The sequence below is a fragment of the Stenotrophomonas sp. C-A genome, from assembly GCF_054030835.1.
In genome coordinates this window covers 1151331-1171138 of sequence record NZ_CM132916.1, presented here as the reverse complement: position 1 = coordinate 1171138, position 19808 = coordinate 1151331, and the positions used below count along the sequence as shown (strand labels likewise).

Annotated in this window: 12 protein-coding genes; 4 read left to right on the top strand and 8 right to left on the bottom strand. The window is 66.5% G+C overall.

From position 1 onward, the window contains the following. The first annotated feature begins 11 nt into the window (after nucleotides 1–11). Complete coding sequence (locus ACW5IY_RS05505) at nucleotides 12–3596, top strand: ABC transporter permease/M1 family aminopeptidase (protein WP_049434528.1); 3585 nt, start codon at nucleotides 12–14, stop codon at nucleotides 3594–3596. A 115-nt stretch (nucleotides 3597–3711) separates the two neighbouring features. Here the strand turns inward: ACW5IY_RS05505 and ACW5IY_RS05500 are convergent, their stop codons facing one another. The 6 genes from ACW5IY_RS05500 to ACW5IY_RS05475 all read right to left on the bottom strand — a co-directional run bounded on the left by ACW5IY_RS05500 (nucleotide 3712) and on the right by ACW5IY_RS05475 (nucleotide 10507). Then, on the bottom strand, nucleotides 3712–4005 hold the full coding sequence (locus tag ACW5IY_RS05500; protein ID WP_049434527.1) for a hypothetical protein: 294 nt from the start codon (nucleotides 4003–4005) through the stop codon (nucleotides 3712–3714). Beyond that, complete coding sequence (locus tag ACW5IY_RS05495; RefSeq protein ID WP_049434526.1) at nucleotides 4002–4466, bottom strand: GNAT family N-acetyltransferase; 465 nt, start codon at nucleotides 4464–4466, stop codon at nucleotides 4002–4004. Before ACW5IY_RS05495 ends, ACW5IY_RS05500 begins: the two co-directional genes overlap by 4 nt. Before the next feature lie 140 nt (nucleotides 4467–4606). After that, nucleotides 4607–4993, bottom strand: a complete 387-nt coding sequence (locus ACW5IY_RS05490; RefSeq protein ID WP_049434524.1) for an SseB family protein — start codon at nucleotides 4991–4993, stop codon at nucleotides 4607–4609. A gap of 125 nt (nucleotides 4994–5118) precedes the next feature. Then, on the bottom strand, nucleotides 5119–6831 hold the full coding sequence (locus ACW5IY_RS05485) for an alpha-amylase family glycosyl hydrolase (RefSeq protein WP_049434523.1): 1713 nt from the start codon (nucleotides 6829–6831) through the stop codon (nucleotides 5119–5121). After that, complete coding sequence (locus tag ACW5IY_RS05480; protein ID WP_049434521.1) at nucleotides 6831–8318, bottom strand: MFS transporter; 1488 nt, start codon at nucleotides 8316–8318, stop codon at nucleotides 6831–6833. The genes ACW5IY_RS05485 and ACW5IY_RS05480 overlap by 1 nt, the downstream gene beginning before the upstream one ends. Beyond that, a complete protein-coding gene (locus ACW5IY_RS05475) occupies nucleotides 8315–10507 on the bottom strand; it encodes a Six-hairpin glycosidase-like protein (RefSeq protein ID WP_049434519.1) in 2193 nt (730 codons plus the stop codon). The genes ACW5IY_RS05480 and ACW5IY_RS05475 overlap by 4 nt, the downstream gene beginning before the upstream one ends. A 237-nt stretch (nucleotides 10508–10744) precedes the next feature. On the opposite strand from ACW5IY_RS05475, the gene ACW5IY_RS05470 reads away from it, so the two are divergent. Beyond that, a complete protein-coding gene (locus tag ACW5IY_RS05470; protein ID WP_049434517.1) occupies nucleotides 10745–12799 on the top strand; it encodes a glycoside hydrolase family 97 protein in 2055 nt (684 codons plus the stop codon). A gap of 277 nt (nucleotides 12800–13076) precedes the next feature. Next, nucleotides 13077–15845 (top strand): TonB-dependent receptor, encoded by a 2769-nt coding sequence (locus ACW5IY_RS05465; protein ID WP_049434674.1) that lies wholly within the window; start codon nucleotides 13077–13079, stop codon nucleotides 15843–15845. Nucleotides 15846–16028: 183 nt separating this feature from the next. Here ACW5IY_RS05465 and ACW5IY_RS05460 read toward each other — a convergent pair whose 3' ends face one another. Beyond that, a complete protein-coding gene (locus ACW5IY_RS05460) occupies nucleotides 16029–17642 on the bottom strand; it encodes an alpha-glucosidase family protein (protein WP_049434515.1) in 1614 nt (537 codons plus the stop codon). Between the two features lie 215 nt (nucleotides 17643–17857). Between ACW5IY_RS05460 and ACW5IY_RS05455 the strand changes: the two genes are divergently transcribed. Continuing rightward, nucleotides 17858–18856, top strand: a complete 999-nt coding sequence (locus ACW5IY_RS05455) for a polyprenyl synthetase family protein (protein WP_010483521.1) — start codon at nucleotides 17858–17860, stop codon at nucleotides 18854–18856. Between the two features lie 114 nt (nucleotides 18857–18970). Here ACW5IY_RS05455 and ACW5IY_RS05450 read toward each other — a convergent pair whose 3' ends face one another. Next, on the bottom strand, nucleotides 18971–19756 hold the full coding sequence (locus ACW5IY_RS05450; RefSeq protein WP_049434513.1) for a dienelactone hydrolase family protein: 786 nt from the start codon (nucleotides 19754–19756) through the stop codon (nucleotides 18971–18973). Nucleotides 19757–19808: the final 52 nt, after the last annotated feature.

The window sequence follows — 19808 nt, the reverse complement described above, 5'->3', positions numbered from 1 at the left end:
CGGAGCACACCATGATCCTCAACTTCTTCCGCTTCGAGCTGCGCGAGCAGCTGCGCTCCCCGCTGTTGTGGCTGCTGGCCGGGCTGTTCGCCCTGCTCGCCTTCGCCGCCGCGTCCAGCGACGCGGTGCAGATCGGTGGTGGCGCCGGCAACGTGCACAGCAACGCGCCCACCGTGATTGCACAGATGCTGGGCATCTTCACCCTGCTCGGCATGCTGGTCACCGCACTGTTCGTCAGCAACGCGCTGTTGCGTGACTTCGAACTCGGCACCGCCGAACTGATCTTCGCCAGCCCGGTGAAACGCCGCGACTACCTGGCCGGACGCATCGCCGCCGCCCTGGCGGCAGGCTTGCTGGTCTACGTGTTGATCGCGTTCGGCCTATGGCTGGCACCGTTCATGCCGTGGGTCGATCCCGAACGCATGGGCCCGATCAGCTGGCAGGGCTATGCGTGGACGTTCGCAGTCATCGTCATTCCCAACCTGTTGTTCACCACCGCGCTGCTGTCGCTGCTGGCGGCGCTGACCCGCTCGATCCTGTGGGTCTACATCGGCCTGGTGGCCTACCTGGTGCTGTACGGCGCCAGCGCGGCCCTGCTGCGCGACATCGACAACACGTGGATCGCGGTGCTGAGCGAACCGCTGGGCATGCGCGCACTGGGCCGCACGATCCGCTACTGGTCCACCGCCGAACGCAACAACGGCATTCCCGAACTGGCCGGTTATCTGCTGGCCAACCGCGCCCTGTGGCTGGGCGTGGCGGCGGCGCTGTTCGCCGCCACCTTCGCGTTGTTCCGTACCGAACGCAGCGGCAGTGGCCGTCGGCGCAGGGGCCGCAGGCACGCGCAAACGGTTGCCGAAGCCGCCATGGCCCGCCCCACCCGCGCAACACTGCCGCGCACGGTACCGGCGTTCACTGCCACCACCGCGTGGCAGCAGTTCCTGCGCCAGGTGCGCTTCGATACACGCGGCGTCCTGCGCAGCGTGCCGTTCATCGTGCTGCTGGTACTGGGCCTGGCCAATTTCCTGCCCAGCGCGCTGTTCCGGCAGACCCTGTACGGCACCTCGATCTGGCCGGTCACCTCGCAGATGATCATGGGGCTGCAGGGCGCCTTCAGCTGGCTGCTGGTGATCATCGTGTTGTTCTTCGCCGGTGAGCTGGTCTGGAAGGAACGCAGCGCGCGCATCAATGAAGTGACCGATGCCATGCCGGTGCCGAACTGGGTGCCGCTGTTGGCCAAGTTCACCGCATTGCTGGCGGTGATCGTCTGCTTCCAAGCGGCCGGTGCAGTGGCCGCGATGGGCGTGCAGCTGGCCAAGGGCTACACGCATCTGGAGCCGCTGCTGTACCTGCGCAGCCTGGCGCTGGATTCGGTGGTCTACATCCTCATGGGGGGCCTGGCGCTGGTGCTGCAGGTGCTCACCAACAACAAGTTCGTCGGTTACGCATTGCTGATCGTGGTGATGATCGGTCAGGGTGTGCTGGGCATGCTCGACTACACGCAGAACCTGTACAACTTCGGCAGCTGGCCCAACGCACCCTATTCGGACATGAACGGCTACGGCCACTTCCTGACCGGGCAGCTGGCATTCCAGGGCTACTGGGCCCTGTTCCTGCTGACCTTGATGTGCCTGGCGTCGGCCTTCTGGGTACGGGGTGTCAGCCAGGGACTGCGCCAGCGCCTGGCCCTGGCCGGCCGCCGCCTGCGTGGTCCGACCGGCGCCTTCGCCGCGGTGGCCGCGCTGGCGTTCGTCGGCCTGGGCGGCTGGCTGTACTGGAGCACCAACATCCGCAACGAGTTCATCTCGCCCGACCAGCAGCTGGACCTGCAGGCCCGCTACGAGCGCGAGCTGTCGAAGTACCGCAACCTGCCGCAACCACGCATTGTCGCCGTGGACAACCGCGTGGACCTGTTCCCGGAATCGCAGTCGATGGTGATCGATGCGAACTGGACGGTACGCAACACCCACGCCACGCCGATCCAGGACGTGCACGTCTCGATGGGCGATGACAAGCAGCTGATCGCGGTCGACCTGGGTGGGCAGACACTTTCGATGCATGACGCCGATCTCGGCTACCGCATCTACCGCCTGCAGAAACCGCTGCAACCGGGTGAAAACCGCAGCGTGCATTTCCGGGTGGTGCAGAAGCCTAATGGCATCACCGCCGGCCAGGCGCCGAGCAACATCGTGGACAACGGCACGTTCTTCAACAGCCGCGTGCTGCCTTCCTTCGGCTACAACGAAGGCGCCGAGATCAGCGACCGCAACGAACGCCGCAAGCGCGACCTGGGCGAGCCGCGGCGCATGCCCAAGCTGGAAGACGAAGCCGCACGCGCCAACACCTACATTTCCAACGATGCCGACTGGCTCGACTTCCGCACCACGGTCTGCACGGCACCGGACCAGGTGGCGCTGGCCCCGGGGTACCTCCAGCATGAGACCACGGTCAACGGCCGGCGCTGCTTCAGCTATGCCATGGACCGGCCGATGCTGAACTTCTACGCCTATCTGTCGGCACGCTGGGAGGTGCGCAAGGCGAAGTACAAGAACATTCCGGTGGAGGTCTACTTCGACCCGGCGCACGGCTACAACGTGGACCGGATGATCGAGGCGGTGCAGAAGTCGCTGGCCTACTACGAAGCGAACTTCACCCCGTACCAGCACCGCCAGGTACGCATCATCGAGTTCCCGGGCTATGCGCGCTTTGCGCAGTCGTTCGCCAACACCATCCCCTACTCCGAGGCCATCGGTTTCATCGCCGACCTGCGTGACCCGGACAAGGTGGACTACGTGTTCTATGTGACCGCGCACGAGATCGCACACCAGTGGTGGGCGCACCAGGTGATCGGTGCCAACGTGCAGGGCGCGACGGTGCTGTCCGAATCGCTGTCGCAGTATTCGGCACTGATGGTGATGGAGCAGGAGTACGGCCGCCAGCACATGCGCCAGTTCCTCAAGCGCGAACTGGACGGCTACCTGTCCGGGCGTGGTGGCGAGGCCATCGAGGAACAGCCGCTGGAACGTGTGGAGAACCAGCAGTACATCCACTACCAGAAGGGTTCGCTGGTGTTCTACCGGCTGCGCGAGGAGATCGGCGAGCAGGCGCTTAACCGGGCATTGAAGCGTTTCCTGCAGGACAAGGGTTACCAGCAACCGCCCTACACCACCTCGCGCGAATTGCTGGCCTACATCCGCGCCGAGACCCCGGCCGACCGCCAGCAGCTGGTTACCGACCTGTTCGAGAAGATCAGTTTCTACGACAACCGGGTGATGGTCGCCAGCGCCCGCCAGCGCGATGACGGCCGCTACGACGTGACCCTTGACCTGCATGCTGCCAAGCAATATGCCGACGGCAAGGGCCAGGAAAGCGACGGGAAGATGGAGGACTGGATCGAGATCGGCGTGTTCGCCAACGGGCCTTCAGGCAAGGAACGCGACCAGAAAGTGCTGTACCTGCAGCGTCATCACATCACCAGCGCCAATCCGAAGATCACGGTGACCGTGGATGAAAAGCCGGATGAAGCGGGCTTCGATCCGTATAACAAGCTGATCGACCGGGTGAGCGACGACAACCGGCGCAAGGTGACGATGTGAGGCAACGGGGGGCCGGCCTGTGCGCCGGCGCTCCACGCAGCACGTGCGGGCTTGGCTCGGCCTTGCTGTAGTTCCGAGCCATGCTCGGCACATTGTCCACGGCAGCCGCGAAAATTCAGTGCACCTGGGCCTTCGGCCCGAGCAATGCCAGCAGCACATAGACCACGATGGAGGCGACGGTACCGAACGCTGCCGGCAACCCGAACGCCCACGCCGAACGGCCCTGCTGGCGTGCCCACTGGGCCAGATGCCAGGCCGCGCCCAGGTTGATCAGCCAGGCAATGACGAACACCGGCCACAGCACCATGCCCACCGCGCGCAGCAGGGGCATGGACACCAGCGCTGCAGCGATCGCTGAGATCAGGAAGATCAGTGCGGAGCGGGAATGGCGCGATGTGGATGCGCTCATGCGGCCAACCTGCGCACCATCACCAGCACGCGATAGCTGCGGTTGTCGGCTTCCTGCAGCGGCTTCCAGCCCAGCCGAGCGTACAGGCCGCCATCCAGCGCTTCGGTCTGTAGATACAACTCGGAAACCCCCATCCGCACCGCCTGCGCCGCTGCCTGTTCCACCAGCGCGCCAGCCAGCCCACGCCCGCGATGGCTGTCGGCCACGAACACGCTGCCCAGCCAATGTTCGTACTGTGGGAACGCCTGCATTTCCCGGCGCTTGAGCTGGACTGCGCCAACCACCTGACCGCCATCGAATGCAGCGATCAGGTGCGGGAAACCTTCGGCATCCTGCGGCGGATTGAGCCGCTGCAGTTCCTGTTCCAGTGTCAGGCCGGCGTCCTGGCCCCATTGGGCGTGGTACCACTGGGCCAATTGCTGTCGTTCCGCTGCGTCGGCAGGCAATACCCTGAACTCCATGACCAAGCCTCGATCCCGATGTCGCCCAAGGGGATCACGGACGGCGTTCAAAAGGAAGCCTTCTGTAGCGTCGAGCCGTGCTCGACTGAGCGGGCATTGTGCGAAAGGCAGCCGAGCATGGGCTCGGCTCTACAGGACAATCAGCCCTGGGCGAAATCCTTGAGGATTTCGCCGATTCCGCTGGGCGAGATCTCGAAGCCCAGCGGAGTGCCCGGGTTGATCACCACGCCGTAGCCCCCCGGCACGCGGCGCAGCACGTCCAGCATCAACCAGCGGATCTGGTGTTGGGCCTGCTGGCTGTAGATGCCCACCCGCGATGGATCGGTGAACACGGCCACGTGCAGGGTGCCCTGCTTGTCGAACAGCAGCGGGTCGAAGCCGCTGCCGTCGGGCGTGACCAGGCTGCCGGTCAGCAGCACTACCTCGGAAGCGACGAAGGCCTCCATGAAGGCGCGGATCGGCACCGCCCCGTCCATCGCCGCCTTCAGCAGGGTTTCGATCGGGGTCTGCGGGGCGAGGTCGGTCATGGCGGTACGGCAGGGCGTGAGGGGGGCCTATTGTAGGGTCGAGCCTGCTCGACTGCTCGAAGAGCGTGCCAACCGAGGTTGGCACCCACCAGAGCGGTAGCGCCGGGCCATGCCCGGCGGCGCCCTCACCGTCCCAGACGCTGGTCCCGAGCCTTCTGGTCGGTCATCGCCTTGTCCAGCTCGACCTGCAGCGCCGGCTGCTGCACGGCGGCATCCAGCACGTACACCTTCACGCCATGCGCAGGCACTTCGGCCTTCAGGGAGGCATCCACCTGCAACGAACCGCCGTCCAGCGCATCACGCCAGCGGCCAGCCTGGACGTAACGCGCCACGGTGAAGCTCCTGGCCTGGTCGCCCTTGTTCAGCAGCACCAGCGCGGTCTGCGCCACCTCGCCCTGCTGCAGCACGCGGAAGAACACCGCCTCATCACCCTTCAGCCGCTCGTTCACCTGCAGGCCGCGCTGCAGCGCCGGGGTGGCTTCGCGCAGTCGTGCGATACGCTGCAGGGGCGCGAAGATGGGGCTCTTCGGCGCCGCATCCACACGCGGCTGGCCGAAGTAGGCGCGGTTGCCGGCGTGCTCGGCGCGGCCACGCATGAAACCGGTCTCCGAGCCGTAATAGACCACCGGAATGCCGCGCGCGGTGAACAGCCAGTTGTGCGCATCGATGAAACCGCTGTCGCTGGCCTGCAGGCGCGGCATGTCGTGGTTGTCGTAGAAGCTCATCAGCTCGTACGGGTTGGCGTACGGGCCACCGCTCAGGTGCAGCGGCTCGGCCAGCGTTTCAAAGCCCTTGCCGGCGGTGCCGAAGGTCTGCTCCAGTGCGCCGCGCAGCGGGAAATCGAGCACGCTGACATTGGCGTTGGCCGGCCAGGTGTGCTCGGCAATGGTCGCCGCGTTGTAGTCGAAGGCTTCGCCGAACATGAACATGCCCGGGTGCTCGGCGCGGATGCGCTTCACGAAGGCATGCCACCACGGGTGCGGCAGCCAGCCGATGGTGTCGATGCGCAGCGCGTCCACGCCCTGCGCGGTCCATTGCAGGTAGGCACCCACCAGGTAGTCCATTACCGCCGGATTGTCCTGGTTGAAGTCGGACAGCTCGGCCAGATTGCCGTCGAAGATCGAACCGTCCTTGCCGTCGACCGGACCGATGTTGTTGTAGAACGCGTGCAGCGGGTTGTGCTTCGGATCCAGTTTCTGCGGCGGCAGGTTCTGGTGGTCGGCAATCAGCTTTCCGTCCTTGTCGAAGATCTGGCCGAACTGCGGCTGCCGCGTCGGCATGGTCCAGGCCGGCGAGCCGTGGTTGCCCACGATATCCAGTACGACCTTCAAGCCAGCACCGTGCAGGCCCTTGGTCAGTCCGGCAAAGTCCAGGTCCCTGCTGGGCAGGTGCTCATCAAGCTTGTAGAAGTTGATGCCCCAGTACCCGTGGTAGCCGGTCTTGCCGCGGTCGGTCAGCGTGCTGGTGCAGCTGATCGGCTTGCTGCCGGTGAAAGCTTCGTCGGGGTTATCCACGATCGGCGTGATCCACACCGCGCCGAAACCCAGGTTGCGGATGTACTGCGCATTGTCGAGCACGCCACGGAAGTCACCGCCGAGGTAGCCGATATTGCCGTCCACCTTGTCCGGGCACGGCACCGGAATATCGAAGGTGCGGTGCTTGCCACCCTGGTCACGATGGTCGTTGGACGGGTCACCGTTGACGAAGCGGTCGGTGACCACGAAGTACACCGCATCGCTGGCGAACGGCTCGGTGGTGCCCACATAGTCCGGGCGCGGCGCGGCCGCCGCGTGGCCGGCCAGCACCAGGGAAACAGCAACAGACAGCGCACCACGCATCACACCACCTCCGGACGGGACGGAACCCACAACACGCACAGGCCGGCGATGAACAGGCTGCAGCCGCCCAGCACCAGTACATGCATCGGCTGGCCACCCAGCAACGTACGCAGGGCGAAGCCGAGCGCGCTGGCCGCGACCAGCTGCGGGATCACGATGAAGAAATTGAAGATGCCCATGTACACACCCATCTTCGACGCCGGCACGCTGTCGGACAGCAGTGCATAAGGCAGCGAAAGAATGGACGCCCAGGCGAAGCCGACGCCGACCATCGACAGCAGCAGCCAGTGCGGGTCGCGGATGAACATCAGCGAGACCAGCCCGGCACCGCCCAGCCACAGGTTGAGCAGGTGGCTCCAGCGCAGGCCGATCGCACGCACCATGAGTGGAATCAGCACCGCCGCCAACGCGGCGAAACCGTTATAGGCGCCAAACAGTACGCCCACCCAGTTGGCGCCTTCGTTGTAGGCCGCCGTCTTCGGGTCGTCCGAACCGAAGTGGACACCGGCCACCGCCGCAGTGGTGTAGATCCACATTGCGAACAGCGCGAACCACGAGAAGAACTGCACCCAGGCCAGCCGCCGCATGGTCACCGGCATCGCGCGCAGGTCGCCGACGATGGCGGCCAGCATATGCGTGCCAGGCAGCACGCGGGCCACGGCCAGCAGCAGGCCGTAGCCTGCACACAGCCCCGCCAGCACGTACAGCATCCTGTCGCCCTGTCGCCACGCGATCAGCACCGCCAGCAGCACGCCCAGGCCCAGCCATACGGCCACCCGCGCCCAGGGCGCCGGACCGCTGATCGTCGCCGCTGCGTGATGTGCCGGCGGCTCGGCATCATCGAACCCGGCCAGCTCCGCCGGTGAATATTCGCGGGTGCTGACCACCGTCCAGGTGATCGCCGCCAGCAGCACCACCGCGCCGAAGTAGAACGCATAGCGCACGGTGTCCGGCACCTCACCTGCAGCGGCCGTGTTGGCGACGCCGAAATGGGCGAGGATGAACGGCAGGAAGCTGGCGACGATCGCGCCCACGCCGATGAAGAAGCTCTGCATCGCATAGCCGGTGGGGCGCTGGCGTGGCGCCAGCTGGTCGCCGATGAAAGCGCGGAACGGCTCCATCGATACGTTGATCGAGGCATCCAGCACCCACAGCGTACCGGCCGCGATCCACAGCGTCGGCGAGTTCGGCATCACCAGCAGCGCCAGCGTGGTCAGCACCGCACCGATCATGAAGTATGGACGACGGCGCCCCCAGCGGGTCCAGGTGCGGTCGGACAGGTAACCGATCACCGGCTGCACCAGCAGGCCGGTCAGCGGCGCGGCGATCCACAATCCTGGTACCGCGTCGATGTCCGCGCCCAGCGTCTCGAAGGTGCGGCTGGCGTTGGCGTTCTGCAGGGCGAATCCGAACTGGATACCGAGGAAGCCGAAACACATGTTCCAGATCTGCCAGAACGACAGTTGTGGCTTGGCGGGACGATTCATCGTGCGTCCTCTTCCGCCGCCACCTGCGTCACCTTCAACGCTTGCACCTGCGCCTGGTTGAGCACGCCGTCGCGCCCGCCCTTTCCGCCGGTGTAGTGCGCGAAATGCTGCAGCGCGCTCATGTTGAAGCCTTCTTCAAGCGTGACCGTGCACGGCCCCTTGGGCACAGCGAACGTTGCAGAGGTCGAGTCCTGCACGGCCACGCTGTGCGGCATCGCAACCGTATGCCGCTGCAATGGCTGGCCCGGGCACTGCATTGCCAGCTGCTTGACCGCAGCCGTGACGCCGGTGTTGATCGGCCCGTTCGGGTTGCGGTACTGCAGGCGCAGGCGCACCTGCCCGGCCTTGGCCGAGGTGAACTGCCAGCGATCCTCGCCCTTCAGCACCTGCTGCGGACCGACGCAGAGCATCGAGCTGTGCAGCGATTCCAACGTGCCTTCGCGCCGGGTCAGGCTGAGGCAATGCTGCAGGCCATCGTCGCTGATGCGCGCCACGCCGTTGCTGTCGGTGACCGCCTTGCCGTCCTTCCACAGCACCTGATCGGCTGCCACCGCAACGTTCCAACCCGCGCCCTTGCGCAGGGCCTGCGGTGCCACCGGCGTGGCCGGCGCACGCGCGTTGGCATCCGCAGTCGTGGCAGCGAAACCGGTTGCTGCCGGGGCGGCGACCAGCTGCACCGTCGTGGTGCTGCCACGCGTGGTGGTTCTGCCGGCCACCAGCAGGCCATCGCCCACGTTCTGCGGGCGCTCCAGCACATAGCGCTTGCCGTTGGCTTCCAACGTGATACGGGGATGCGTGCCGAACAGTTCCGGCACCAGCACGGCCGGCAGCTTGGGCTGCACGCGGCCATCGTCCTGCACACCGAATACGCCTTCGACCACCATCGACAGATAGCCGGCCACCGACCACAGCTGCCGTTCGGAGTTGACCACCGGGCCGCTCAGCGCGCCTTCCTCGACATGCACGGCCTGGCTGACCAGCTCGTAGTTCTCCATGTTGGAACCGGCCAGCGCGGCGCCCTGCATCAGCGAGCGGATCTCTGCGGCGATGCGCGGCGCATCGTCCAGCTGCCGCGCCGCACGCAGCGAGTAGGCACTGACGAACGGCCAGATCGCGCGGTTGTGGTAGATCGGCTGCTGTGCTTCCTGCGGCCAGACCACCGGACTGCCGGCCGGCCCGATCGGGTACGCCGCCAGCGCACGGCGCGCACGCTCGGGCGGCAGCACGTCGGCCAGGATGCCCAGTGACAGGCCGAGCAGATCCACCTTGGCATACGGCACCGGATGCGCGGCTTCACCGATGTAGCTCATGTACTGGCCGATGTCCTCGCGCCAGAAGCGCGCATCGATCTGCTGCGCCAGCGCGTCGGCCCAGGCCTTGTAGTTGGCCGCACGGGCGTCACCACGCTGGGCCGCCAGCCGCTCGGCCAGGCGCAGCGCCTGGTAGTGCAGCACGTTGGTGGACAGCGCGTAGGAATCACCGATGAAGCGCACATCCTCACGGGTCCAGTCCGGATAGGTCTGCTCGCGCCAGTCCAGGAACGAGGTCTCGCCGCGGTACAGGCCCATCTGCCCGTCGAACACCATCGCGCGGTCCTGCGCCAGCGTGCCCTGCAGTGCCTGCCAGACCTGCTCGGAAAACGCGCGATCCTCCAGCAGGTGGCGTGCCGCCAGGAACCACACCACGCGGTCGCTGCTGATCGGCCAGCTGCCGCCGGAACCGGTGTCCTGCGCCACGAACAGGCCGGGCGTGTGCCCGTCGCGCGCCGCCGACAGCTTGAACTGCAGCGACTGCCGGGTGCGCTGCGGGTCCAGCCGCGCCAACGCCAGATCGGCAGCGAAGCTGACATCGCGGGTCCACACGTAGGGCCAGCGTGCGCCGGTCTGGAAACACTCGCACGGCACCGGCCGGCCTTCGTCGAACGCAGGATCGCGGATCGCGTCCACGCGGTCCTGGTCCATCTCCTGCTGGGCCAGCGCGAACAACGCATCGAACATCACGCTGCCGGTCTGGCTGCGCATCGGCATCGGCGCGATACGCACCTCACCCTTCGGCGCATGCAGCACGAAGCTGCCGTTGGCAGCGGCTTCGGCACGCGCATGGCGGCCATCGAATTGCAGGTCGGCCGCCTGCGCGGTCGATCCCAGCGCTGCCCCCAGGGCAGCGGTCAGGCAAATGATCTTCAGCATCGAAGCGGCGGACCGGCTTGCGCCCGTCGGCCTCCCTCCCTCTCTGCACGCGTTGTAGGTCCGCACCGTCGTTGCCGGCGGGCGGGCGCGGCCCCTCCCTCAAGGTGCCTTGGCCCCATGGTAGACGCGGGGCTGTCGGCTGCGTCCAGCTGCATACGTATTCATGGCGCCACGCGGTAGCGCGCCTGCTGCGCTGGCTTATGGTCCGGGTCTGCCAACGGCGCCTTGGGAGGGGAAATGCCGATGTCACACACTGCTGTACGCGCGGCAATCGCGCACCTGCTCGGCCTGGCCCTGCTGGCCTGGGCCACGCTGGCGCAGGCCGCGCCGCAGGTGGCCAGCGTCGAGTCACCGGGCAAGATACTCAAGGTCAGTCTCGTGCTGGACGGCGGCACCGCCCGCTACCGCGTCGAGCGTTTCGGCGAGCCTGTGGTGGAGGATTCGAAGCTCGGCTTCGCCCTGCGCGATGGCCGCCTGGACCGCGATTTCGCCCTGCTCGGCCAACAGCGGCGCAGCGTCGACGACAGTTGGGAGCAGCCGTGGGGCGAGCGCCGGCTCACCCGCAACCACTTCAACGAGCTGACCGTGCAGCTGGCCGAAACCACCGGCAGCAAGCGACGGCTGGATGTGGTGTTCCGCGTCTACGACGACGGCCTCGGCTTCCGCTATGTGTTCCCTGAGCAACCGAACCTGCGCGAGGCGATCATCGATGACGAGCTGACCGAGTTCGCCATCGCGCCCGAATCGACCGCCTGGTGGATTCCGGCCGGCGAACCGATCCACTACGAATACCTCTACCAGCGCACGCCGCTGCGCGAAGTGCCGCTGGTGCATACGCCGATGACCCTGCGCAGCCGCGATGGCCTGCACGTGGCGATCCACGAGGCTGCGCTGGTGGACTACGCCGGCATGTGGCTGCGCCGCACCGAGGGCCAGCGCCTGCGCGCGCAGCTCTCGCCCTCGGCCGAAGGCTGGAAGGTGCGCCGTGCCCTCCCCTTCGCCACACCCTGGCGCACGCTGCAGGTTGCTGACCGCGCGGGTGGGCTGATCGAATCGGACCTGATCCTCAACCTCAACGAACCCAATGCGCTGGGCGACGTGAGCTGGGTGAAGCGCGCCAAGTACCTCGGGGTGTGGTGGTCGATGCACCTGGACAACGAGAGCTGGGCGACCGGGCCGAAGCATGCGGCCACCACCGCCAAGACGAAGAAGGTGATCGACTTCGCCGCCGCGCACGGCTTCCGTGGCGTGCTGGTGGAAGGCTGGAATCCGGGCTGGGACGGCATGTGGGTGGGCAATGGCTACGACTTCGATTTCACCCGTGCCACGCCCGATTTCGACATCGAAGCGCTGTCCGCGTATGGCCTGAAAAAGGGTGTCCATCTGATCGGCCACCATGAAACCGGCTGTGCCATCGAGCACTACGAGGATCAGCTGGGCGCTGCGCTGGACCTGTACGCACGGCTGGGCGTGGACCAGTTCAAGACCGGCTACGTCTGCGACGATGGCCAGGTCGACCGCCGCAATCCGGCCGGCGGCCCGCTGTGGCGTGAGTGGCATGACGGGCAGTTCATGGCCCGCCACCATCTGAAGGTGGTGCAGGAAGCGGCGCGCCGCCATCTGTCGGTGAACCCGCATGAGCCGATCAAGGACACCGGCCTGCGCCGCACCTATCCCAACTGGATCTCGCGCGAAGGCGCACGCGGCATGGAGTACAACGCCTGGGGCCAACCGCCGAACCCGCCGGAGCATGAGGTCAATCTGGTGTTCACCCGCATGCTGGCCGGGCCGATGGATTACACCCCCGGCATCCTCAGCCTGAAGGGCCGCCACGGCCAGGCCATTCCCAGCACGCTGGCCCGCCAGCTGGCGCTGTACGTGGTGCTGTACAGCCCGATCCAGATGGCCGCCGACCTGCCCGAGCACTACCTGCAGCATCGCGAGGCGTTCCGCTTCATCGAAGACGTGGCGGTGGACTGGGAGCAGAGCCGCGTGCTCGATGGCGAAGTAGGCGACTACGTGACGATCGTGCGCCGCGACCGCAACAGCCGCGACTGGTTCCTCGGCAGCATCACCGATGAACACGGCCGCGTACTGCCAGTGTCGCTGGGCTTCCTGGAACCCGGCGTGCGCTATCGCGCAGAGATCTACCGCGATGGTGACGGCGCTGATTTCCGCAGCAACCCGTTCGCGTTCGCACGAGAAACCCGGGAGGTGACCAGCGCCGATGCCCTGACGCTGGTGCTGGCACCGGGCGGTGGACAGGCCATTCGCTTCACGCCTATCCGTTGAACGTCTTCCTCCCTGCGCGCCGCTGTAGCGCCCGAGCCCACGCTCGGGCGGCGGTGCGCAGCGCCGGAACGCAGCCGAGCATGGGCTCGGCTCTACAGAACGATGCACCTGAAAGCGATTACACCCCTGCAAACGCCATTGAATACGTATGCAGGGTGATTCCCGCGAAGAACGCGCTGCCTACCATAGCGGCGACGACAGCGGCCACCGCGTCGCACGTCCACGGTCACTCCGGGACGTTCACGAATCGATCTGCAACATTGCCTGGGAGGGGAAAATGTTGAACCACAAGCGCAGCGCGCTGAGCATCGCGCTGGCCGTTGTCCTGGCGCCGACGCTGGCGTCGGCACAGTCCACGCAGAGCACCACCACGCCGGCCGCCACCGCCGCCACCAACCTGGATACGGTGCAGGTCACCGGCATCCGCCGCGGCATCGAGAACGCGATCGCGATCAAGCAGGACGCCACCTCGGTGGTCGAGGCGATTTCCGCCGAAGACATCGGCAAGCTGCCCGACGTCAGCATCGCCGAATCCATCTCGCGCCTGCCCGGCCTGGCCGCCCAGCGCGTTGCCGGCCGTGCGCAGGTGATCAGCGTGCGCGGCCTGTCACCCGACTTCGCCACCACCCTGCTCAATGGCCGTGAAGTGGTCAGCACCGGCGACAACCGCGGTGTCGAGTTCGACCAGTATCCGTCCGAGCTGGTCAACGGCGTGACCGTCTACAAGACCCCGGACGCGGCGCTGGTCGGCCAGGGCCTGTCGGGCACCATCGACATGCAGACCGCACGCCCGCTCAGCTTCGGCGAGCGCGTGATCGCGGTCAGCGGCCGCTATCAGAAGAGCTCCCTGGGCCGCGCCGCCAACATCGATCCGTACGGCAATCGTTTCAGTGCCAGCTACATCGACCAGTTCTTCGACAACACCCTGGGCATCGCCATCGGTTACGCGCACAGCGACATGCCGATCCAGGAGAACCAGGTCGGCCTCTACGAGCCCTGGACCACCGAGCACACCGACAAGGGCGAGCGTCGCGGAATCGCGCCAGGCACCTACTTCACCGATGGCATCAAGGCACTGCGCCGTACCGGCAACAACAAGCGCGACGGCGTGATGGCGACGATCCAGTTCCGTCCGAGCAACAGCTGGACCAGCACCTTCGACGCGTTCCACACCGAAGCCGAGCAGATCGACACCGCCAACCAGTTCGAGCTGAGCCTCAGTGGCAATGGCGAGGACAGCAACAATCCCAACGCGATCCTGCCGGTGTTCAGCAATGTCGGCCGCAATGCCGATGGCAGCTTCACCGGTGGCACGATCAGCAATGCATACCCGCTGGTCCGCGGCATGTACAACAAGCGCAAGGACAAGATCGACGCGTTCGGCTGGAACAACGAGTTCAACGTCGGCGGCGTGAAGCTGGTCGCCGACCTGAACTACTCGAAGGCAACCCGCCGCGAGATCAACCTGGAAAACAACCTGCAGCTGGTGCCGCGCCCGCAGTTCGACACGATCGGCCTGGTGGTGAACAACAACAGCTTCTCGCAGATCACGCCGGGGCGTGACTACTCCAATCCGGGCAGCCTGTTCCTGACCAATACGATCTATGGTTCCGGCTACGGCAAGGTGCCGGAGGTCGAAGACCGCTTGAAGGGCGCCAAGCTGGCGGCGACGCTGCCGGTTCCCGAGGCCATGTCCAGCTGGTTCTCGGATGTGGACGTGGGCGTGAACTATGCCGACCGCCGCAAGCAGAAGGCCCAGGCCGAAGGCAACATCCTGCTCGGCGCCCAAGGCGAATCCACCATTGCCCCGGACCTGCAGTACCGCCCGGTCAACCTCGGCTTCGCCGGCATCGGCTACATCCCCTCGTGGAACGTGCCGGCAGCGGTGGGGCGCTACATGACCTTCAACCCGGTCGACAATCTGGACTACCTGATTCCCAAGTCGTGGACGGTCGAGGAGAAGATCACCACCGCGTGGGCACGCCTGAACATCAACACCGACATCGGCGTGGTCGGCGTGCGCGGCAATATCGGCGTGCAGATGCAGCACACCGACCAGAGCTCGGATTCGCGCTACTGGGACAGCTCGCAGCCGGTGGGCAGCAACATCCAGCCCTTCTCTGCCGGCAAGACCTACAAGGATTGGCTGCCGAGCTTGAACCTGGTGTTCATGTTCCCGCACCAGCAGACGCTGCGCTTCGCCGCCGCCAAGCAGGTCGCGCGCCCGCGCGTGGACCAGATGCGTGCCGGCCTGGAATTCGGTGTGGATACCAACAACGGCCGCCCCGGTGGCAGCGGCGGCAATCCGCTGCTGGATCCGTGGCGCGCGACCGCGCTGGATCTGTCCTATGAGAAGTACTTCGGCGAGAAGGCCTACGTGGCTGCGGCGATCTTCTACAAGGACCTGAAGAGCTACGTCTACACGCAGTCGGTGGACAACTATGACTTCAGCGGCCTGCTGGGCAATTACGTGCCGCCGCCGGGCATGACCGCACCGGTGCTGACCACCGGCACCTTCTCCACGCCGCAGAACGGCAAGGGCGGCACGTTGAAGGGGCTGGAGCTGACCGGGTCGTTCCCGCTGGAGATGCTGACCGACAGCCTGCGTGGCTTCGGCGTGCAGGCCAGCGCGACCTTCAACAAGAGCGACATCACCATCCTGGATCCGGAAAGCGCCTCCAGCGTGGGCAGTGACCCGATCAGCCTTCCCGGCCTGTCCAAGCGCGTGTACAACTTCACCGCCTACTACGAGCGCAGTGGCTTTGAAGCACGCGTGAGCCAGCGCCGCCGCTCGGACTTCATTGGTGAAATCGGCAACTTCAACGGCAACCGCACGCTGCGTTACGTGGTGGGCGAGAACGTGACCGATGCACAGGTCAGCTACACCTTCAGCGACAGCAGCGCCCTGCGTGGCCTGACCCTGCTGCTGCAGGGTAGCAACCTGACCAACGAGCCGTACCGCACCTATGCCGGCAGCAAGGACCGCCCGCTGGAGTACATCGAGTGGGGCCGCACCTACATGCTGGGCGTGAACTACAAGTTCTGATCACCACCGGGTAGTGCCGGCCGCTGGCCGGCAACCCATGGAAAGCAGGACCGGAAACCCGCTGCGCAGGCAGCGGGTTTTCTTCTGCGCGGATGCCGGCCGTTGGTCGGCCAGGCCCACCCACAAAAAAGGGACGGGGCGCTTCGGCCCCGTCCCCGCAAGTACCGCCACCGGAGAAAACGGTCAGCTGCGTCGGGCGCAATACACCGCGCGCGGCGGCAGCTGGAGTTCATTGCCCTGCACCGTGCCCGCATCCGGGCCCGGTACCTCCACCTGCTGCCAGTTGCCCGGCGGCAGCGGATGGCTCACCGCCTCGGCCGACAGGTTGAAGGCCAGCAGGAGGGTTTCATCTGCAAGCATACGCTCGAACAGCAGCACTGGCTCGGCGCTTTCGATGAACCGGATGCTGCCATGCAGGAGCGCCGGCTGGCTATGCCGCCAGGCCAGGAACCCCCGGAATGCGGCCAGGACCGAGCCCGGGTCGCGCTCCTGCACCGCCACGGCCGCGGCGCGGTGCTCGGCCGGGATCGGCAGCCACGGCTGGCCCGTGGTGAAACCGGCCAGCGGCGCATCAGTCCACGGCAACGGGGTGCGGCAGCCGTCGCGGCCCTTGAAGTTCGGCCAGAAGGTGATGCCATAGGGGTCCTGCAGCGCCTCGAACGGCACCTCGGCCTCAGCCAGGCCCAGCTCCTCGCCCTGGTACAGGCACACCGAGCCGCGCAGCGAGCACAGCAGCGCCACCAGCATCCGCGCCAGCCGCGGGTCAGCCGGGTGCCCGCCCCAACGGCTGACCGCCCGCTCCACGTCGTGATTCGACACCGCCCAGCACGGCCAGCCTTCGGTCATCGCCGCTTCCAGGCGGGAGACCGTGTCGCGGATGTAGGCCGCGCTGTAGTCGTCCACCAGCAGTTCGAAGCTGTAGCCCATGTGCAGGCGGCCGTCCCGGGTGTACTCGGCGGTGGTGGCCAGCGAGTCCTCCGAGGATATCTCGCCCAGGCTCACCGCGCCCGGGTACTCGTCCAGCAGCGCGCGCAGGCGCTCCAGGAAGGGCAGGTTCTCCGGCTGGGTGTTGTTGTAGTAGTGGTACTGGTACGCGTACGGGTTGTCCGGGCTGAAGCCGCGGCCCACGCGCTTGTCGGCGGGCTTTGGCGGGTTGTCGCGCAGCTGCGCGTCGTGGAAGCAGAAATTGATGGCGTCCAGGCGGAAGCCGTCCACGCCGCGGTCCAGCCAGAAGCGCACGTTGTCCAGGGTGGCCTGCTGCACGTCCGGGTGGTGGAAGTTCAGGTCCGGCTGGTCGACCAGGAAGTTGTGCAGGTAGTACTGCTCACGGCGCGGCTCCCACTGCCAGGCGCCGCCGCCGAACAGCGACAGCCAGTTGTTGGGCGGGGTGCCGTCCTCGCGCGGATCGGCCCACACGTACCAGTCGGCCTTCGGATTGCTGCGGTCCTGGCGGCTCTCGCGGAACCAGGCGTGCTCGATCGAGGTATGGCTCAGCACCTGGTCGATCATCACCTTCAGGCCCAGGCCGTGGGCCTTGGCCAGCAGCCGGTCGAAGTCGTCCAGGCTGCCGAACAGCGGGTCGACGTCGCGGTAGTCGGCGATGTCGTAGCCGAAGTCGGCCATGGGGGACTTGAAGAACGGCGAAATCCAGATCGCGTCCACGCCCAGCGCGGCGATGTGGTCCAGCCGCTCGATGATGCCCGGCAGGTCACCCACCCCGTCGCCGTTGGCATCGAGGTAGCTGCGCGGGTAGATCTGGTAGATGACGGCTCCGCGCCACCATGGATAGTGCGACATCGACAGCCCCCCTCCGGGCATGCAGGGCCCACCGGAAGCGGGCCGAAATCCTGTTCCGGCAAGCTTAGCGGTGGCCTCCGGGGCATGGCGCAGCCTGCATACGTATTCACGCTGGCCGCTGGCGTGACCACGCCGCAGCGGCGTGCCAGTCCGGTTTGCGCCCGGAGTTCACGGGCAACGCCTATAATCAACGGCGAGCCTGAAAGCCTGATCGCATGACCATCACCGAAGACACCCGTCCCGCCCTGGGCCTGCCCCAGATCCAGTCGCTTGCTGCGGCCGACATGGCCGCCGTCGACGCCCTGATCCGGCGCCGGCTGTCCTCGGACGTCGTGCTGATCAACCAGATCGCCGATCACATCATTTCCGCCGGCGGCAAGCGCCTGCGCCCGATGCTGGTCATGCTGGCCGGCCATGCGGTCGGCCAGGCCGGCCCGGATCACCACCAGCTGGCGGCAATCATCGAGTTCATCCACACCTCCACCCTGCTGCATGACGACGTGGTGGACGAATCCAGCCTGCGCCGTGGCCGCAGCACCGCCAACGCGCTCTGGGGCAATGCACCGAGCGTGCTGGTCGGCGACTTCCTGTACTCGCGCAGCTTCCAGCTGATGGTCGAACTGGAGCGCATGTCGGTGATGCAGATCCTGGCCGATGCCACCAACCGCATCGCTGAGGGTGAGGTGTTGCAGCTGCTGCACGTGCACAACCCCGATACCGACGAAGCCGCGTACCTCCGCGTGATCGAGCGCAAGACCGCGGTGCTGTTCGCCGCCGGCACCCGCCTGGGCGCGCTGGCCAGTGGCGTGGACGAAGCCAAGCAACAGGCCCTGTTCGACTACGGCATGCACCTGGGCTACGCGTTCCAGATCGCCGACGACGTGCTGGACTACTCGGCCAACGCCGACGAGCTGGGCAAGAACCTGGGCGATGATCTGGCCGAAGGCAAGGCGACGCTGCCGCTGATCCACGCGATGGCGCACTCCGACGACGCCACCCGTGAGCGCCTGCGCACCATCGTGCAGGACGGCGATGCCTCGGCGATGCCGGAAGTGCTGGCCGCGATCCGCGCCACCGGCGGCCTGGAGTACAGCCGCGCGCGTGCAGAGGAATACGCTGAGGCCGCCGAGCGCGCGCTCGATGGCCTGGGCGACAACGACGCGGTCGCCGCCCTGCGCGGCCTGGCCCGCTACGCGGTGCAGCGCTCGCATTGATCGGTTGAGGTGTGCCGACCAACGGTCGGCACCTACCGTGGCTGTGGGTGGATGCCGACCATTGGTCGGCACTGGAACATCGGTGGGTGCCAACCTTGGTCGGCACGCCTTTGTTTACCGGAACCGCTCCTCGAAGAACTCATCCAGCGCCTTCCACGCGCGCTTGGCCGCCCGTTCGTTGTACTGGCAGCCCGGCGGACTGTTGGCATCGCGCTCGGCAAAGCAGTGCACCGCACCACTGTAGTTGGTGAACTCCCAATCGACCTTGGCCGCGTTCATTTCCTTCTGGAAACCGGCGATGTCCTCGGCGGTCACGCTCTTGTCGTCGGCGCCATTGAGCACCAGCACCGACGGATGGCTGCCACCGGCCTGCGCCGGCAACGGCGAGCCCAATCCACCGTGCAGGCTCACCACACCGGCCAGCGGCGCACCGGCCCGGGCCAGCTCCAGCACCGTGGTGCCGCCAAAACAGAAGCCCACCGCGCCGATCCGGCTGGCATCCAGCGGCACCTTGCCGGCCTGCGCCTTGAGCACGTTCACCGCCTCCAGCGCGCGGGCACGCAGCAACGGCCGGTCGTTGCGCAGCTTGGTCGCCACCGGCCCGGCCTCGGCATCGGTCTTCGGCCGCACGCCCTTGCCGTAGACATCGGCCACCAGCACCACGTAGTCGTCACCGGCCAGCTGCTTGGCCTTCTCGATGGCCGATTCGTTCACGCCCTTCCAGTTCGGCACCATCACCAGGCCAGGGCGCTTGTCATGCTCGCCGTCGTCATAGACCAGCACGCCACTGAAGGTCGTGCCCTGGTGTTTCCATTCCACCGGCTGCGTCTTCATCGCCGCCCACGCCGGCATCGCCGCCAGCCCCAGGATCACCGCCACACCGCATCGCCAACGATTCATGCGCCTGCTCCGCAAGAAAAAGGGGACGGAGGGGATTAAGCCGTAATCGCCC

Coding starts and splice junctions, on each gene's coding strand:
- ACW5IY_RS05500 (WP_049434527.1), bottom strand. CDS start 4,005: ATGAGCGCATCCACATCGCGCCATTCCCGCTCCGCACTGATCTTCCTG.
- ACW5IY_RS05475 (WP_049434519.1), bottom strand. CDS start 10,507: ATGCTGAAGATCATTTGCCTGACCGCTGCCCTGGGGGCAGCGCTGGGA.
- ACW5IY_RS05485 (WP_049434523.1), bottom strand. CDS start 6,831: ATGCGTGGTGCGCTGTCTGTTGCTGTTTCCCTGGTGCTGGCCGGCCAC.
- ACW5IY_RS05480 (WP_049434521.1), bottom strand. CDS start 8,318: ATGAATCGTCCCGCCAAGCCACAACTGTCGTTCTGGCAGATCTGGAAC.
- ACW5IY_RS05470 (WP_049434517.1), top strand. CDS start 10,745: ATGCCGATGTCACACACTGCTGTACGCGCGGCAATCGCGCACCTGCTC.
- ACW5IY_RS05460 (WP_049434515.1), bottom strand. CDS start 17,642: ATGTCGCACTATCCATGGTGGCGCGGAGCCGTCATCTACCAGATCTAC.
- ACW5IY_RS05505 (WP_049434528.1), top strand. CDS start 12: ATGATCCTCAACTTCTTCCGCTTCGAGCTGCGCGAGCAGCTGCGCTCC.
- ACW5IY_RS05495 (WP_049434526.1), bottom strand. CDS start 4,466: ATGGAGTTCAGGGTATTGCCTGCCGACGCAGCGGAACGACAGCAATTG.
- ACW5IY_RS05450 (WP_049434513.1), bottom strand. CDS start 19,756: ATGAATCGTTGGCGATGCGGTGTGGCGGTGATCCTGGGGCTGGCGGCG.
- ACW5IY_RS05465 (WP_049434674.1), top strand. CDS start 13,077: ATGTTGAACCACAAGCGCAGCGCGCTGAGCATCGCGCTGGCCGTTGTC.
- ACW5IY_RS05455 (WP_010483521.1), top strand. CDS start 17,858: ATGACCATCACCGAAGACACCCGTCCCGCCCTGGGCCTGCCCCAGATC.
- ACW5IY_RS05490 (WP_049434524.1), bottom strand. CDS start 4,993: ATGACCGACCTCGCCCCGCAGACCCCGATCGAAACCCTGCTGAAGGCG.